The organism is Serratia sp. PL7 (genome assembly GCF_945957435.1).
The window spans coordinates 230,836-247,877 of record NZ_CAMFLB010000010.1; the positions used below are offsets into that span (position 1 = coordinate 230,836).

The window sequence follows — 17,042 nt, forward strand, 5'->3', positions numbered from 1 at the left end:
GTACAAGCATGCGGCCTGCAAGGAGGGATATCACTGAACGGGTATGCCGGTATTAACTCGCTATCACCAGAGCAGGAGCGGTTGTTTCACTATGCAGACTTATATCAAAGTTCGTGGCTATCATCTTGATGTCTATCAACACGTTAATAATGCCCGGTATCTGGAATTCCTGGAAGAAGCGCGCTGGGAGTGGCTGGAGGATCTGGATGCTTTCCACTGGATGACGCAAAACAACATCGCGTTTATCGTGGTGAACATCAATATCAATTATCGTAAGCCCGCCGTATTGGGGGATAAGCTGCGCATCGATAGCCAGATGCTGCAACTCAATGGCAAGAGCGGCGTGCTGAGCCAGCAGGTATTGCTGGAGCCTGAGGGGACCGTGGTCGCCGACGCGACGTTGACCTTTGTCTGTATTGATTTGAAAACCCAGCGGGCACTGCCGATTGAAGGTGCATTGCGTGAACACCTGGTGGCACTACAGCAGAAAGATGCTGAGGGCTGATGAAGCATCGTGCTCGTCATGCCCCCTCACCCTAGCCCTCTCCCACAAGGAGAGGGGACCGAACGTGCCAGTGGTTATTTCTCTCACAACCTGACCATCGGTAAATGAAAGGGGCGGTGCTACAGGAGTATCTCAGTACCTGATGGCAACACCGTATCAACTCATGGGAGGGATGACTCTTGCCTGGATGGCAACACGGTATCAACTTATGGAAGGGATGACTCTTGCCTAGATGGCAACACCGTATCAACTTATGGAAGGGGTGACTCTTGCCTGGATGACAACACCGTATCAATTCATGGAAGGGGTGACTCTTGCCTGAATGACAACGGCGTACCAGCTCCCTCTCCCTGTGGGAGAGGGTTGGGGTGAGGGGACCCAACGATGGCTTAATCTGACTTATTGAGCGGCATTGCCGCCGCCCATGAATTGGCTTAAACCAAGCCGGTTTTCCGCTTCAGGCTGGCCATCACGCCGACCTTGCCCTGCTGATACTGCTGCAATCCGTTGGCGCGCAGGTGGCAGGCCGCACATTCACCGCAGCCGTCGCCTTGAACGCCGTTATAACAGGTGAGCGTCTCATGGCGGATGCGTTCCAACTGCTGGTAATAATCCGCCAGCGCCCAGGTTTCAGCCTTGTTGAGCCACATCAGCGGGGTTTCAAAGCGAATATCACGGGCAATCCCCAGTACAATGGCCTGATTCAAGGCCTTGACAAACTCGTCGCGGCAATCCGGATAGCCCGAGAAATCGGTCTCGCATACCCCGGTGATCACGGCTTCGGCTTCCACCTGGTAAGCATAAATTGCCGCCAGGGTGAGGAACAGGATGTTGCGCCCCGGCACAAAAGTGCTTGGCAAGGCATCGGTCTGTGAGCTGTCGTAGGTGGGAACCGGGATGTTATCGCGAGTCAAACTGCTGATGGCCAGCTCATTGAGCAACCCAACGTCCAAAACCTTGTGCGCCTTGGCTCCCAGAGTTTGGCATAAGGCCTGGGCCACCTCGATTTCGGCGCGATGACGCTGGCCGTAATCGAACGTGATGCAGTGAACTTCATCATACTGTTGCAATGCCTGGATCAAGCAGGTCGTGGAGTCTTGTCCACCGCTAAAAACGACGACTGCGCGTTTCATAAATCTACCTTCTGGCTAGGGCCATTCCCGATGCACATTCGGGCGGCCGGTTTATGCCCTTTGCTGCCAGGCTACAGCTTGACTGGCCATAGCCTGGCGCTATTGGGCTTCATAACACACATGCGGGGATGCTATCAGAAATGTTCGCCACAGCGTAGGGTAACCTAATCATCCAGCGGCGGTGGCAGCCAAGCCTGGCAAAAATCAAACCAGCCGTAGGCGGTGAGCATCACACCATGTATGCGGGGAGGGGCACTGACCTGATACTGATAGTTGAATAGGGGAGTGAGGATTGCGGCTCCCATCAACTGTTGATAATACGCTTTTAGCTGGCTGAAGCGCTGCTGCGGTGCTGGGCATTGCTGGATCTGTTGCAGGGTCCGCTGTTGGTGCTGCCAATCCTCTTCTCGCAAAATTCCTTTCCACAGCAAATCGCGACGTAGCCAGCTTTCCAACGTCGCTTCCGGAGCTTCACCAATCAGGTTATCGGCCAGCAACAGATCGGCTTGGGCTATCTGCTCGGTACTTTGCCAACGTTTGCCGGAATAATAGCGGATCTCTAATTGGCAGCCATGGTCCGCCAGCAATTGTTGCAAAGCCTGAGTTACGCTCTCTAGTTCGATCGGTGGATGGTACAACAGCGTCAACTGAGGTGGCAGTTCAACGTCCTGCAGGACGTCATGCTCAGGGATCGCCCAGCCCGGCAGCATTTCATGACTTGGTATGATCACGCCCTGCTGGATGGGCAAGCTGGCCAGCAGGCCGGATCGCTGGATCAGCATCAGCAGCTTTTGCCCTTGGGCTTCACTCAGTACGCCACGGCGCTGGTTAATCGCCAGGTAGCACCACCCTTGGCTCATACTGCGTTGTACCGGCCGTGCCAGTGCCAGTTCTTCCTGTTGGCCGATAGTGATGCGTACCGGGTGCAGGCAACTGGTATCGGTACTGTGGGTTGGTAACTCTGGCGTGATCCAGTATTCGATGCTTTCCAAATAGGGATGTTGCAGATGGTAGTAAGGATGTTGTTCCAGCCGCACCATATGCGGCTCGTTTAGTGCCAGCTTAAAGGGACCTGCGCCGAGGGTCGGTAACTCTGGATGTGTCATCAGGCAGGGCAGTTCTGCCAGCCGGTGCGCCAGCCAATAGTCGGGCATTTGCAGATCGAACTGGATGCATAGTGCATGTGGCAGGCTGATTGTTGCCACGCTGCTCAATAATGGCTGACTGCGCGGATGGTGTTGCAGGGCGTTGAGGGTTTGCAATAGCTGTTGGCCGGTCAAGGCCTCGCCGTTATGCCAGCGCAGTTGACTGCGTAGAAAGAACTGCCAACGCAGGCCGTCTTCGCTAATCTGCCAGTGATGGGCCAGATCGGGCTGCGGCTCGGGGCAACCGGTGTTGAAGCGCGTCAAACCGGCATAAACGGTTGCGACCAGATGCTGTTCCGCACGGCCGCTTAGCGTCAACGGATCGAGCTTTTCCAACGTGCGGTAATAAGGGATACGCAGCGTAGGGCTGCCTTCCTGCCATTGGCCGCCGAGGTGAGGGCTCAGCAACTCTTGCAGATGCTGTGGCGCCAGCTGCGCCATTTCCAAGGCCCCCTGATGATCGCCCAGTTGCAGTAAACGTTGGAGATGCGCAGTCCGCAGTTCATCGGGGGTTTTCAGGCACTGCAGCTGCGCGCGTTTCCCCCTCCCAGCCTGTGATTGCCAACTTAGCCAACCTTGTTGCTGCAACTGCTGTACCAGAGTGCGTGCATGCCGCTCGCTGCAATAGAAGATCGTAGCTAATTCACCGATCGTGATCGCCACCGGCGTGCTGCCTAGCTGGTGGTACAAACGTTGATACTGGCTGAGGCGATGAACCAAGCGCATAGCGGTATCCTAGATGTTGCAAGCGATGAAAGATAAATCAGGAAGCGTTTATACAAATTGTTCACTATTACTTCCGCAAATACCACCCCATACTGCGGTGATTGCCATTGTGCTCACATTTACGAGGTTCCTATGTATCGCCTGGCCGCTTTCGATATGGACGGCACCCTGCTGACTCCCGATCACCGTGTCGGGCCGGAAACGCTGAGTGCGTTAAGGCAGCTTATCGACAGGGAGATGGTGGTGACCTTTGCCACTGGGCGGCATTACCTTGATGCTCAGCCGATCATGGCGCAACTGGGTCTACAAGGTTATCTGATCACCGGTAATGGCACTCGCGTCTATGACCAGCAAGGGCAGCAACTGCATGCTACCGACTTACCGGCGGAGATTGCCGAAGAGGTGTTGCACACCCACTGGCGTACCTCTGCCAGCATGCACGTGTTTCGTGATGAAGGTTGGTTGACCGAAACTGCGGTGCCGGAAATGCTGGCTGCACATCATCTCAGCGGCTTTCATTTCCAACTCGCCGAGTTGCGCCGTCTGCCTGCGCTTGGCAACAGCAAGGTCTGTTTCTGTGCCCCCCATGAAGAACTGGTCAAACTACAGGCACTGTTGAGTGAGCATTTCGGCACCCGTACCGATCTGTGCTTCTCGGCCTATGATTGCCTCGAAGTGCTGCCAAAGGATTGCAACAAGGGAGCGGCATTGGACAGGCTGAGCCGCCATCTGGGGCTGACGTTGGCTGATTGTATGGCCTTTGGCGATGCGATGAATGATAAGGAAATGCTCGCGGGAGTAGGGCATGGCGTGGTAATGGGCAATGCCCTGCCACAGTTGAAATCGTTACTGCCTCAACTACAGGTTATTGGCCACTGCGAACAGCAGGCGGTGGCTCACTATTTACAACATTGGCTGCGTTCACCACACCTCACCTATTCCCCCGAATTCTGAGGTATTAGCATTACAGCCGGCCGGGTATGACTACCCGGCTTTTTTTATCCCCTGAACTTCGCCTTAATGAGTTGGCAACCTAATAAGTTATTTACCTGACAAGTTAGCCAACTGAGCGCTATATGGTGTCAAATCGCCGATATGGTTGCTGACCCAGTCACTATTGTAATAGGTATCCAGATAGCGCTCGCCGCTGTCGCATAGCAGGGTGACGATGGCACCTTGCTCGCCTTTATCCCGCATCTGCTTGGCCAGTTGCAGTGCTCCCCATACGTTGGTCCCGGTAGAGGCACCTACCTTACGGCCAAGAATATTTTCCAGCCAATAAATGGTGGCGATACTGGCGGCATCTGGCACGCGCAACATGTTGTCGATCACCGAAGGGATAAACGACGGTTCGGCGCGTGGGCGGCCAATCCCTTCGATGCGGCTGCCACAGCTGCCGATGATGGTGCGATCGCCATGATGGAAGCAGTCGTAGAACACCGAGTTTTCCGGATCGACCACGGTGAGCTGCGTATCATGACCTTGATAGCGAATATAGCGCCCCAGCGTCGCCGAGGTGCCACCAGTACCGGCACTCATCACGATGTGTTTCGGAACCGGGTGCGGTTCACGCTCCATCTGGCGGAAAATGCTGTCGGCGATGTTGTTGTTACCACGCCAGTCGGTGGCGCGTTCGGCAAAGGTGAACTGATCCATATAATGGCCGTTCAGCTCTTTGGCCAACTCCTCTGACACCGCATAAATCTGGGCGGCATGATCGACAAAATGGCTGCGGCCACCGTAAAAGGCGATTTGCTCCACCTTACGTTTAGCCGTGCAGGAAGGCATCACCGCGATAAACGGCAGGCCGAGCAGGCGGGCAAAATAGGCTTCCGATACCGCCGTGCTGCCCGAAGAGGCTTCAATAATCGGCGTGTTCTGGTTGATCCAACCGTTACAGAGCCCGTAAAGGAACAGCGAACGCGCCAGGCGGTGTTTAAGACTGCCGGTAGGGTGGGTGCTTTCATCTTTCAGGTAAAGATAGATGCCGGGAAATTCCGGCAGGTTCAAGCGGATCAAGTGCGTATCGGCGGAGCGTTGGAAATCCGCTTCTATTTCACCAATAGCATATTTTACCCAAGCGTTTGTCATGATCTGGCCTCAAAATAGGGTCTTAATTTATGCAGTAGCATAGCGGTTCAGCGAGAAAAAAGGATTGCCATTTTTCCTGTTTAATCGCCTAATGGGAGAAATATTTTCTATGAAATCACCTTATGTTGGATAAAACTGACCGAAAACTGCTGTGCATGCTGCAACAGGACTGTACGCAATCGCTGCAAGTGCTGGCCGAAGCGGTGAATCTGACCTCAACGCCCTGCTGGAAACGGCTAAAAAGGCTGGAAGATGAAGGTTACATTCGCGCACGCGTCGCGCTGCTGGATAATGAAAAGCTCGGGCTTGGCCTGACGGCGTTTGTGCTGATAAAAACCCAGCAGCACAGCAGCGAGTGGTATCAGAAATTTGTCGATCTCACCGCGCAGATGCCGGAAGTGTTGGCGTTTTACCGTATGGCGGGGGAGTATGATTACCTGATGCAGGTCGAGGTGGCGGACATGAAAAGCTATGACAATTTCTATAAACGCCTGGTGACCGGCGTGCCGGGGCTGATTGATGTCACTTCCAGCTTCGCGATGGAAAAAATCAAATACACCACGGCGCTACCCGTGCCAGAGTGAAATCGTCACTCTACTGTTGAATGTTAAGGTTGCAGGGCTGCAGCCGGTAATTTGTCGGATACTGTCTGGAATAAAACTGCGTGAGACTCTTTGCTCAAATCGGCTGGTATTTCCGCCGCGAGTGGCGCCGCTACCTCGGGGCCGTGGTGCTACTGATTGCCATTGCCATATTGCAACTACTGCCGCCTAAGCTGGTTGGTATCATTGTTGATGGCGTCACCAAGGATCAGATGTCCAACAAGGTACTGATGGCCTGGCTGGGGTTGATGATTGGTACCGCCATTGTGGTTTATCTGTTGCGCTACGTGTGGCGAGTGCTGTTGTTTGGGGCTTCCTACCAGCTGGCCGTCGAACTGCGGGAAAACTTCTATCGCCAACTCAGCCGTCAGAACCCGGCCTTCTATCTGCGCCACCGTACCGGCGATTTGATGGCCAGAGCGACCAATGACGTCGACCGCGTGGTTTTTGCCGCCGGTGAAGGCGTGCTGACGCTGGTGGACTCTCTGGTCATGGGGCTGGCGGTGCTGATCGTGATGAGCACCCAGATCAGCTGGCAATTGACCCTGCTTTCCCTGATCCCGATGCCGATCATGGCGATCGTCATCAAATACTATGGCGATCAACTGCACCAACGTTTCAAGTCGGCGCAGGCCGCGTTTTCCAGCCTTAACGATCAGGCACAGGAGAGCATGACCAGCATTCGTATGATCAAGGCTTTTGGCCTGGAGGATCATCAGTCCAACCAGTTTGCCGAAGTGGCAGCGCAAACCGGCGCGAAGAATATGCACGTGGCGCGAGTTGATGCGCGCTTTGATCCGACGATTTACATCGCTATCGGTGCGGCCAACCTGCTGGCGATCGGCGGCGGTAGCTGGATGGTGGTTAACGGTTCTCTCACGCTGGGCCAACTGACCAGTTTTGTCATGTACCTTGGCCTGATGATTTGGCCGATGTTGGCACTGGCCTGGATGTTCAACATCGTCGAGCGCGGCAGTGCCGCCTATAGCCGTATCCGCAGCCTGCTGGAAGAGGCGCCGGCCGTGAAGGATGGTGAGCTCGATTTGCCCGCCGGGCGCGGCAATCTGAGTGTCGAAATCAACGCCTTCCATTATCCGCAAACCAACAAACCAGCGCTGCATGACGTGGCGCTACAGCTGCAACCGGGGCAAATGTTGGGGTTGTGTGGGCCTACCGGCTCGGGCAAGTCGACGCTGCTTTCGTTGATCCAGCGCCAATTCGATATTGATGACGGCCATATCAGCTATCACGGCTTGCCACTTACCCAGATCAAGCTCGATGAGTGGCGTTCACGCTTGTCGGTCGTTAGCCAGACGCCGTTCCTGTTCTCCGATAGCGTGGCCAATAATATTGCCTTGGGCAACCCGGCGGCCACTCAGGAACAGATTGAACAGGCAGCGCGCCTGGCCAGCGTACATGAAGATATTTTGCGTTTGCCTCAAGGTTACGAGACCGAGGTGGGTGAACGCGGCGTGATGCTTTCTGGTGGCCAGAAACAGCGTATTTCCATCGCGCGGGCGCTACTGCTGGAAGCGGAAATTCTGATCCTCGACGATGCTCTCTCGGCGGTGGATGGGCGCACCGAACACCAGATCCTGCATAACCTGCGCAGTTGGGGGCAAAACCGCACGGTGATCATCAGTGCACACCGCCTTTCGGCCTTGACGGAAGCCAGCGAAATCCTGGTGATGCAACACGGCTCGGTGGTACAGCGCGGTCAGCATGGGCAATTGGCTACCGAGCCTGGTTGGTATCGCGACATGTATCGTTATCAGCAACTGGAAGCGGCGTTGGATGAGGCTCCTGATAGCACCGAGGAGGCTTTGGCCGATGAGTAAAATACAAAACATGTGGCCAACGCTGAAACGTTTGCTGGCCTATGGTTCGCCATATCGTCAACCCTTGGGATTGGCGGTATTGATGTTGTGGGTAGCGGCGGCGGCGGAAGTCGCCGGGCCAATTCTGATCGGCTACTTTATTGATAACTACGTAGCCAAAGGGCAGTTGCCGCTGGTGATTGTCAGCTCCCTGGCTGTGGCTTATATCCTGCTGGAACTGCTCGCTGCGGCGTTGCACTATTTCCAGGCCATTCTGTTTAATCGGGTGGCGGTCGGGGTGGTACAGCGGTTGCGCACCGACGTGATGGACGCGGCCCTGCGCCAACCGCTGAGCGCCTTTGATACCCAGCCTGTCGGGCAATTGATCTCGCGGGTGACCAACGATACCGAAGTGATCAAAGATCTCTATGTGATGGTGGTGTCCACGGTACTGAAAAGTGCGGCACTGATCGGGGCGATGCTGGTAGCGATGTTCAGCCTGGACTGGCGTATGGCGCTGGTGGCGATCTGCATCTTTCCGGCGGTGCTGGTGGTGATGGGGATCTATCAATACTACAGCACGCCGATCGTGCGGCGGATGCGTAGCTACCTGGCGGATATCAACGACGGCTTCAACGAAGTGATCAGCGGCATGGGGGTGATCCAGCAGTTCCGCCAACAGATCCGCTTTGGTGAGCGCATGAGCGCGGCCAGCCGTTCGCATTATACCGCCCGGATGCAGACGCTGCGGCTGGATGGTTTCCTGTTGCGGCCGTTGCTTAGCCTGTTCTCTGCCCTGGTACTATGCGGCCTGTTGATGCTGTTTGGCTTCAGCGGCGAAGGCGCGATTGGTGTGGGGGTGCTGTATGCCTTCATCAACTATCTTGGCCGATTGAACGAACCGTTGATTGAGCTGACTGCCCAGCAATCGATATTGCAGCAGGCTGTAGTGGCAGGTGAGCGTATTTTCGAACTGATGGATCGCAGCCAGCAGAGCTATGGCAGTGACGATCGTCCGCTGGCGAGCGGCCGTATCGATGTCAGCGACCTGAGCTTTGCCTACCGCAGCGACAAAAAAGTGCTGCAGCACATCTCGTTGCAGGTTCCGTCACGGGGTTTTGTTGCCCTGGTGGGCCATACCGGCAGCGGAAAGAGCACCCTGGCTAACCTGTTGATGGGCTATTACCCGCTGAGCGAAGGGGAAATTTGTCTGGATGGTCGTCCGTTGTCCAGTCTTTCACATCGTACCCTGCGCCAAGGCATTGCTATGGTGCAGCAAGATCCGGTGGTGATGGCGGAATCGGTGCTGGCGAACGTCACGCTTGGTCGCTCTATCGGTGAAGAAGCGGTCTGGCAGGCGCTGGAAACGGTGCAACTGGGGGAACTGGTACGTAGCTTCCCACAGGGCATCCATACACGCCTGGGGGAGCAGGGGAATAACCTGTCCGTAGGACAGAAGCAGTTGTTGGCCTTGGCGCGCGTGCTGGTCCAGGCACCGCAGATCCTGATCCTGGATGAAGCGACCGCAAACATCGACTCTGGCACCGAGCAGGCGATCCAGCGTGCCTTACGGTTGATCCGCGAGCAGACGACGCTGGTGGTGATCGCCCATCGCCTTTCAACCATTGTGGATGCCGACTCTATTCTGGTACTGCATCGCGGTCATGCCGTAGAGCAGGGCAACCATCAGCAGCTGTTGGCACAGCAGGGCCGCTACTACCAGATGTATCAGCTACAACTGGTGGGCGAAGAGTTGGCTGCCACGGCTCGCGACGAAACTCAGCCCGCATAACTTCAAGCAAGGGCTCCGCTCCAGGAGCCCGCACCACCAACAGGCAATAGCACTTTTCAACTCCCTCCTACTGCACTTTCCCAACGCGTAATGCACCAAAAAGGTGCGCGATCTCCAGGTGGCGATCTCTGCTTTCGTCCAGAGTTAGACTCTGATCATGGGTAAAATAACATAAGCAATTGAATTTAAATGCAAAATAATTTGTGGCACAGCCTTTGCTTTATATGACTCGTACCGGGGGTAAGTTTTTGGGCTTAATCGTGGAGAGGCAATATGAAGCTGGTTACCGTGGTGATCAAACCATTCAAGTTAGAGGACGTGCGTGAAGCCTTATCCTCTGTAGGTATTCAGGGGCTGACCGTAACCGAAGTCAAAGGCTTTGGCCGCCAGAAGGGTCATGCCGAGCTCTATCGCGGGGCAGAGTACAGCGTCAATTTCTTACCTAAGGTCAAAATTGATATCGCTATTGCCGATGACCAGCTGGATGAAGTGGTTGATGTGATTAGCAAGGCGGCCTACACCGGCAAGATCGGTGACGGCAAAATTTTCGTTGCCGAATTGCAACGTGTGATTCGAATTCGTACCGGCGAAACCGACGAAGCGGCTCTGTGATCGCAGGCTCAGTCAACTGAATGGGGATGGATTGATAATGAAAAGACTGTTATCCACGTTGGGCCTGAGTTTGGTAACCCTGGTTCCTTCTTTGGCTCTGGCCGCTCCGGCGGTGGCAGACAAGGCGGACAACGCCTTTATGATGATTTGCACCGCGCTGGTGCTGTTTATGACCTTACCGGGCGTGGCGCTGTTCTACGGCGGCCTGCTGCGCTCGAAGAACGTCCTCTCCATGTTGACTCAGGTGACAGTTACCTTTGCCCTGGTGTGCGTGCTGTGGGTTATTTACGGTTACAGCCTGGCGTTCAGCGAAGGTAATGCCTTCTTCGGTGGCTTCCAGACCGTGATGCTTAAAGGGATCGGGATCGATAGCCTGACCGGCACCTTTAGCCAGATGATCCACGTGGCGTTCCAGTGCTCCTTCGCCTGTATTACCGTGGCGTTGGTGGTGGGCGGCTTTGCTGAACGCATCCGCTTCTCTGCGGTGGTTATTTTTGCCGCCATCTGGTTCACGATTTCCTACCTGCCGATTGCGCATATGGTTTGGGGCGGTGGTTTCCTGGCAACCGACGGTGCATTGGACTTTGCGGGCGGTACCGTGGTGCATATCAACGCCGCCAGTGCTGGTCTGGTTGGGGCCTACCTGTTGGGTAAACGTGCTGGTTATGGTAAAGAGGCCTTCAAGCCACACAACCTGCCGATGGTGTTTACCGGTGCCTCGATCCTGTATATCGGTTGGTTTGGCTTCAACGCCGGTTCGGCCAGTGCGGCCAACGGTATTGCGGCGCTGGCGTTCCTCAACACGGTAATAGCCACTGCCGGTGCAATCCTCTCCTGGACCTTCGCCGAGTGGGTCGTACGCGGTAAACCATCTCTGCTGGGAGCCTGCTCGGGCTGTATCGCGGGTCTGGTTGCGATTACGCCAGCGGCGGGTACCGTGGGGGTAGGTGGGGCGCTGATTATCGGCCTGGTAGGCGGTGTCGCTGGCTTGTGGGGCGTGGTAACGCTGAAGAAATGGCTGAAAGTAGACGACACCTGTGATGTGTTTGGTGTGCACGGGGTGTGCGGTATCGTTGGCTGTCTGTTGACCGGCGTCTTCACCGCCTCATCACTGGGCGGAACGGGCTACGCCGCTGGCGTTACCATGGGGCATCAGGTGTGGGTCCAGTTGCTGAGCGTTATTGTGACGCTGGTGTGGTCGAGCGTGGCCGCGTTTATCGCCTTCAAGGTAGCCGGGGCCGTGGTGGGGCTGCGCGTACCGGAAGAGCAGGAACGCGAAGGCCTGGATGTGAACAGCCACGGCGAGAATGCTTATAACCAGTAAAATATGTTGAATTAAACTCTGAGGGGCGATGGAAACATCGCCCCTTTTTCATTTAAACATCGCGCTTGCGGATAACGCCTTCTTGCACCGTCGTCGCCACCAGCACACCGTCGCGGGTGTAGAACTGGCCGCGTACAAAGCCACGGGCACCTGAGGCTGAGGTGCTTTCTACCGCATACAGCAGCCAGTCGTCCATGCGGAACGGGCGGTGGAACCACATGGAATGGTCAATGGTCGCCACCTGCATGCCTGGTTCGAGGAAACCGACGCCATGTGGCTGTAGCGCCGTCAGCAGGAAGTGGAAGTCGGAGGCGTAGCCAAGCAGATACTGATGGATCCGCAGGTCGTCCGGCATGGTGCCGTTGGCACGGAACCAGACGTGGCGATACGGCTCTTCCACGCTGCCCTTCAACGGGTTGTGGAATTTCACCGGGCGCATTTCGATCGGCTTCGGGCCAATAAATTTGTCGCGCACTTTTTCAGGCAGCATATGCGACAGCTTTTGTGCTATTTCTGACTCCGACATCAATCCTTCCGGCGGTGGGACATCCGGCATGGTGTTTTGGTGTTCAAAACCTTGCTCGGGGCTTTGGAAGGAGGCCGTCATATAGAAAATGGGTTTGCCATTTTGAATGGCGCTAACGCGGCGCGCGCTGAAGCTATTACCGTCACGCAGGGTTTCTACGTCATAAACTATCGGTTTGCTGCTATCCCCAGGGCGCAGGAAATAGCTGTGGAAGGAGTGAACGATACGCTCCGCAGGAACGGTTTGCTTGGCGGCATACAGCGCCTGGCCAACCACCTGACCGCCAAAGACCTGGCGTAACCCCAGATCTTCGCTTTGGCCACGAAATAAACCTTCTTCAATTTTTTCCAAATCCAGCAGTTCGAGGAGGTTGTGCAGTGCCTGGCTCATAAAGTGGCGATCCTTTTAGTCATCATGTTGCGCAGTGTGCTGAATATGATGGCAGGACGTCAATATATTGCGTTATTTCTGCGGGGGAAGCTACCGCAGTCAGGGGCTGCGTCATGAGGCCTTAGGGCTATTTAGGCCTAGTCCGATAGGCAGTTGTTAGTATTTTGTGCTAGGTTTAATCAGTGTAGTGGTTTAAGCCACCAACATGTGACTAATAATAAAGGAGACCGACCCATGAAACTCTGGCAAATGGTAGGGGGAGCAGCCGCATTGACGATCACACTGGCAGGCTGTGCCCACAAGAATGCGGATGTGCCAACGCAGACGGCTAACGCTGCGGCTTCGCAAACGCAGATCCAAGGCCCGGTGGTGCAGGGCTCAGTTAATATTCGCCAGCGTATCGCGCTGCCACCGGATGCGGTACTGACAGTGACCCTGTCCGATGCATCACTTGCTGATGCCCCTTCACGAGTGATTTCACAGCAGGCGATGCGTACTGAAGGTTTGCAGAGCCCGTTCCGCTTTACGCTACCGTACAATCCAGCGGACATTCAGCCTAATGCGCGTATCATCCTGAGCGCGGCGATTACGGTGAATGGCCAGTTAATGTTTATCACCGACACCATTCAGGAAGTGATCAACCGTAACGGGACACAGGCCGATCTGCTGTTGGTACCGGTACAAAACGTTCCGGTTCAGGTTGCACCTACCCCAGCTCCGTAAGCAGCAATGCCTACATCTGACAGCCTTTGTGCCTTTGGCCAAGGGCTGTTTTTTACCAGTGCCAACCATACCGTTCAAAATCAACCGTGCTTTGCGGGCCAAAAATAATCCCTTCTGCCAGTAACGCCTGTCGTTGGCGCTGAAAATCTTCACCCTGCTGTGAGATCTGCCCGTGCCGATTAATGACCCGGTGCCAGGGCAGGGTGCTGCCCTCTGGTAAACGCCGTAATACGCCGCCAACCTGACGTGCCGCACGGGGTGAGCCTGCCAGCCGCGCAACTTCGCCGTAGGTAGTGACCTTGCCAGGAGGAATGGCGGCCACGATATGGAATACGCGTTGGCTGAAGGTAGCATCTTCTGGTTGCATGACTCTCTTCCTGCGTGATGAGTTGAGCGGCGAATATTTGCTCCTGACAATTTAGCAACATTGCTACTCGGTCACCAATCTAAACTCAGGTGCGACGGGCGAGATGGGTAAGAAAACAGCGGTTGCTCCCGGTTGGCTTGCTATTTGCTTGGCCATCACCGATAATGCCCACCGCTTCGCAATTCAAGAAGCCGTCAATGGGGGCCCTGTTGGTTCTCCCGCAACACTAACTGGTGAACTCGGTCAGATCCGGAAGGAAGCAGCCGTAGCGAGTGACGTGTGTGCCGGGATGTAGCTGGCAGGGTCCCCACCAATTTCTAACTCCCCACCTCCTAAAAAAGCACCGACAAGCCGCCGATGCCTTGCCTATATGATGTTTATGCCTGGGTTTCCCAGCAGGCAACCAGCGGATCGACGATCTGGCGCGTTGTGCCGTCGGTCAGGCCCAAATCCGTCAGGTGCGGCCCGGCATTGCATGCCAGGCAGGTGCCCTCAATCGCCTTGAACACCCGGTAGGGGGGTTCCCAGTCTGCAACTTTGGCACTCAGATCGCGCAGGTTTTTAAACTGCTCTGCCAGCTGTGCGGCGGGGAGATCGGAAAGCATTCCGGCGATCGGCATGTCCACCTGCGCCAATATCTCACCGTTCTGGCTAAGAGCCATGCCGCCGCCGGTGGCAATTAGCGCGTTGGCGGCCAGCGCCATGTCATGAGGATCGCGGCCCAGCACCACCAGGTTATGCGAATCATGAGAGTAGCTGGTGGCAATTGCCCCCCGTAGTTCTCCCCAACCTTCCAGCAATGCCAACTGAGGCTTGGCTGGGTGCCGGGCGTGGCGATGCTGTACCCAAATCAGACTGAACCCCGGCGGGAGCTGTACCTTGCCGTCGCGCACTTCTACCGTAGTTTCATTCCATTGGGTGAAACGTGCCCCTTTGATATGGCGCAACGTGGCCTGGCCGTGACGGATGGCCGCAACCCGCATGATGAAATCATCTGCGGCCAATGGTGAAAGATGGAGTGTGTCACGTGGTGCGGATACGCCTGGCGTGGCTTGTACTGGAGTCAGCATTTTTCCCTGCTCTGCCAGACACTGGCCAGCAACGTAAACCCGCCGGGCCTGGAGGTGTTCCAGGGAATCAAAGACGACCAGATCGGCGATCCTTCCTGCGGCAATCAGGCCCAGATCGTTACGTTGCAAGCGTATGGCGGCATTGAGCGTAGCCATCCGTAGTGCATCGGTGGCCGGTAATCCATGTTCAATCAGCAGATTGAGCAGGGCGATAACGCCGCCTTTCTCCAGCAGCATATCGGGTGGCACATCATCAGTGCAGAGGGTGATTTGGGAGGAGAAATGCGGCAGAGATTTTAATGCCGCAACAATTTCAGGCAACAGATAAGGATGAGAGCCCCGGATCTCCAGCGTCAGCCCAGAGCGTAGTTTCTCCAGAGCATCGGCAGCAGAGGTCAGCTCATGATCGGAGGTTACGCCTGCAGCAAGATAGGCTTGCAGCTGCGGGCCGCTCAAACCGCGCGCATGGCCTTCAATCAATTTTCCGCTGTTAAGCCCGGCGTTGAGGATCTCCTGCATCCGTTCGCTGCCGTGCAGCACGCCGTGCATATCCATCACTTCCGCCACACCGCCTACTTCGGGCCAGGCTAGCATGGTATCCATCTCATTACCGCCAAAGTCGGCACCGGACATTTCCAGCCCAGGGGTCGAAGGCACGCTGGAAGGTGCAGCGCAGATCACCCGTAGAGGCAGATTGCGGCTGGCATCTACCGCGTAGCGCACTCCCGCAACGCCAAGCACGTTCGCTAGTTCATGAGGATCCCAGAAAATGGTGGTGGTGCCCTGTGCGACGACGATCTCGGCATAGCGTTCTGGCAGCAGATGGGAGCTCTCAACGTGCACATGGGTATCGATCAGACCTGGGCTGAGGTAGGCTCCCGCCAGGTCTTGTGTCCGATGTGCCGTTGGCAAGGCGCCACAGGGGTGAACGCTGGCGATCAGCGGGCCGACAATGCCAATATCAACCAGGCGGATTTCGCCCGTGACCATGTCGATCAGGTTGGCATTGGTCAGCAAGAGATCAAACGGCGTATTGCCCAGCGCGGCCTGTACGGCACGTTGGCGTTCACCGTTACTGACAGAAAAGGTGGTCATGATAATCCCCGGAATAAGAGTAAGGGGTTACTGTAGGTGGGAGCGTAAGCTTTGCACAGATGATTTGATTTATTGTGCGATAAGAAACGTTTATGCTGTGGCAAACGTTTACCTCTTTTCCTGGCAGGTTAGGCTATGTCCGAGCCATGGCGACGGTTACCCGCGCTATCCCTCAAGCAAATTCAGTACTTTGTGACCCTGGCGCAGCTACGACATTTCACCGATACCGCCAGCCGTCTGGCGATCAGCCAACCCGCGTTAAGCAGTGCGCTGCGGCAAGTCGAAACCGTGCTTGGCGGGAAGTTAGTCAATCGAACGGCCTCTGCGGTGACCCTGACGGAACTAGGCACGGCGATCCTGCCGCATGCGCAGCGGCTGCTGAATGTGGCTCACGCTACCTTTGATGATATGCAGCGCGTCATGTTGGCCGGAGGGGATGGCACGTTACGTATCGCTCTGGTGCCTTCGGTGAGCAACCTGCTGTTTCCTGCGGTACCGCGATTGCTGGCGCAACATTTCCCGCGTTTACGCGTAGAATTCCACGATCAAACCAATGATTCCCTGCTACTACAGTTGGAAAATGGGCAGATAGATTTCGGCATTGGGGCTTTGGACAGCTCGGTGTCAGATCGGCTTGAGATTTATCCGTTGCAGGAAGATCCGTTTGTGGCGGTGATGCATCGGGACGATCCTTTGGCGGATCCACATCATCTGCCCTGGCGGCAATTGGCTAACAGGGATATTGCAGTATTTTCGAAAGGGAATAGCAGTCGATTGGTGTCGGCATTGGCGGAAAGCCATCGTCTGAACTTAACGGCGCGTTATCAGGTCGATTTTCTGGAAACGCTGTATGGTTTGGTGCGGTCACAATTAGCGGTGGCTATTTTGCCGCAGCTTTATACGACGCATTTAAACGATGAAGAATTAACCGTTATTCAATTACAACAGCCATTACTGAGCCGCACTGTGGCACTTATGCGCAGCGCAAAACAAAATCACTCGCCTTTAATTGAAAACTGTTTCCAGTTGCTACTGCACGATTTCCAACTCAGAGGCAAGTAAACTTGCATTTTTAAGATAATACTTAATCTGACCGGCCATTGAAGCCGATAATATTATCGGCT

Annotated in this window: 15 protein-coding genes and 1 other RNA gene; 10 read left to right on the forward strand and 6 right to left on the reverse strand. The window is 55.4% G+C overall.

The features are described from left to right. Nucleotides 1-91: 91 nt before the first annotated feature. Nucleotides 92-505 (forward strand): acyl-CoA thioesterase, encoded by a 414-nt coding sequence (locus N6G83_RS31595; protein ID WP_024528382.1) that lies wholly within the window; start codon nt 92-94, stop codon nt 503-505. A gap of 434 nt (nt 506-939) precedes the next feature. Here the strand turns inward: N6G83_RS31595 and queC are convergent, their stop codons facing one another. Together queC and N6G83_RS31605 are read right to left on the reverse strand one after the other, a co-directional pair. Beyond that, entirely contained in the window at nt 940-1,638 is a 699-nt protein-coding gene (queC, locus tag N6G83_RS31600) for a 7-cyano-7-deazaguanine synthase QueC (protein ID WP_211134865.1), read from the reverse strand. A gap of 164 nt (nt 1,639-1,802) precedes the next feature. Continuing rightward, entirely contained in the window at nt 1,803-3,509 is a 1,707-nt protein-coding gene (locus N6G83_RS31605) for an SgrR family transcriptional regulator (protein WP_211134866.1), read from the reverse strand. A gap of 132 nt (nt 3,510-3,641) precedes the next feature. Here N6G83_RS31605 and cof point away from each other — a divergent pair, with 132 nt between their 5' ends. Further along, entirely contained in the window at nt 3,642-4,463 is an 822-nt protein-coding gene (gene cof, locus N6G83_RS31610; RefSeq protein WP_211134867.1) for an HMP-PP phosphatase, read from the forward strand. Between the two features lie 87 nt (nt 4,464-4,550). On the opposite strand, the gene N6G83_RS31615 is transcribed toward cof, so the two are convergent. Beyond that, complete coding sequence (locus N6G83_RS31615) at nt 4,551-5,600, reverse strand: PLP-dependent cysteine synthase family protein (protein WP_024528386.1); 1,050 nt, start codon at nt 5,598-5,600, stop codon at nt 4,551-4,553. Nucleotides 5,601-5,722: 122 nt separating this feature from the next. On the opposite strand from N6G83_RS31615, the gene N6G83_RS31620 reads away from it, so the two are divergent. The 5 genes from N6G83_RS31620 (at nt 5,723) to amtB (ending at nt 11,747) form a co-directional block, all read left to right on the forward strand. After that, nucleotides 5,723-6,184 carry an Lrp/AsnC family transcriptional regulator gene (locus N6G83_RS31620; protein WP_021180156.1) on the forward strand — a complete coding sequence of 154 codons (462 nt, stop codon included), beginning with the start codon at nt 5,723-5,725 and terminating at the stop codon, nt 6,182-6,184. Between the two features lie 80 nt (nt 6,185-6,264). Next, complete coding sequence (locus N6G83_RS31625) at nt 6,265-8,040, forward strand: SmdA family multidrug ABC transporter permease/ATP-binding protein (protein ID WP_024528387.1); 1,776 nt, start codon at nt 6,265-6,267, stop codon at nt 8,038-8,040. Next, entirely contained in the window at nt 8,033-9,811 is a 1,779-nt protein-coding gene (locus tag N6G83_RS31630) for a SmdB family multidrug efflux ABC transporter permease/ATP-binding protein (RefSeq protein ID WP_024528388.1), read from the forward strand. Before N6G83_RS31625 ends, N6G83_RS31630 begins: the two co-directional genes overlap by 8 nt. Before the next feature lie 273 nt (nt 9,812-10,084). Beyond that, complete coding sequence (gene glnK, locus N6G83_RS31635) at nt 10,085-10,423, forward strand: P-II family nitrogen regulator (RefSeq protein ID WP_004949337.1); 339 nt, start codon at nt 10,085-10,087, stop codon at nt 10,421-10,423. A gap of 37 nt (nt 10,424-10,460) precedes the next feature. Beyond that, nucleotides 10,461-11,747, forward strand: a complete 1,287-nt coding sequence (gene amtB, locus N6G83_RS31640) for an ammonium transporter AmtB (RefSeq protein ID WP_074030779.1) — start codon at nt 10,461-10,463, stop codon at nt 11,745-11,747. Nucleotides 11,748-11,799: 52 nt separating this feature from the next. Here amtB and tesB read toward each other — a convergent pair whose 3' ends face one another. Further along, entirely contained in the window at nt 11,800-12,663 is an 864-nt protein-coding gene (gene tesB, locus N6G83_RS31645) for an acyl-CoA thioesterase II (protein ID WP_024484389.1), read from the reverse strand. Nucleotides 12,664-12,897: 234 nt separating this feature from the next. On the opposite strand from tesB, the gene N6G83_RS31650 reads away from it, so the two are divergent. Then, a complete protein-coding gene (locus tag N6G83_RS31650) occupies nt 12,898-13,386 on the forward strand; it encodes a YbaY family lipoprotein (protein WP_024484390.1) in 489 nt (162 codons plus the stop codon). A 52-nt stretch (nt 13,387-13,438) separates the two neighbouring features. Here N6G83_RS31650 and N6G83_RS31655 read toward each other — a convergent pair whose 3' ends face one another. Continuing rightward, nucleotides 13,439-13,753 carry an MGMT family protein gene (locus N6G83_RS31655; RefSeq protein WP_024528390.1) on the reverse strand — a complete coding sequence of 105 codons (315 nt, stop codon included), beginning with the start codon at nt 13,751-13,753 and terminating at the stop codon, nt 13,439-13,441. A gap of 207 nt (nt 13,754-13,960) precedes the next feature. Between N6G83_RS31655 and ffs the strand changes: the two genes are divergently transcribed. Beyond that, nucleotides 13,961-14,057: signal recognition particle sRNA small type (gene ffs / locus N6G83_RS31660), an RNA gene on the forward strand. A gap of 73 nt (nt 14,058-14,130) precedes the next feature. On the opposite strand, the gene N6G83_RS31665 is transcribed toward ffs, so the two are convergent. Next, on the reverse strand, nt 14,131-15,918 hold the full coding sequence (locus N6G83_RS31665; RefSeq protein ID WP_211134868.1) for an adenine deaminase: 1,788 nt from the start codon (nt 15,916-15,918) through the stop codon (nt 14,131-14,133). Nucleotides 15,919-16,053: 135 nt separating this feature from the next. Here N6G83_RS31665 and N6G83_RS31670 point away from each other — a divergent pair, with 135 nt between their 5' ends. Beyond that, entirely contained in the window at nt 16,054-16,980 is a 927-nt protein-coding gene (locus tag N6G83_RS31670; RefSeq protein WP_211134869.1) for a LysR family transcriptional regulator, read from the forward strand. The last annotated feature ends 62 nt before the right edge of the window (nt 16,981-17,042 follow it).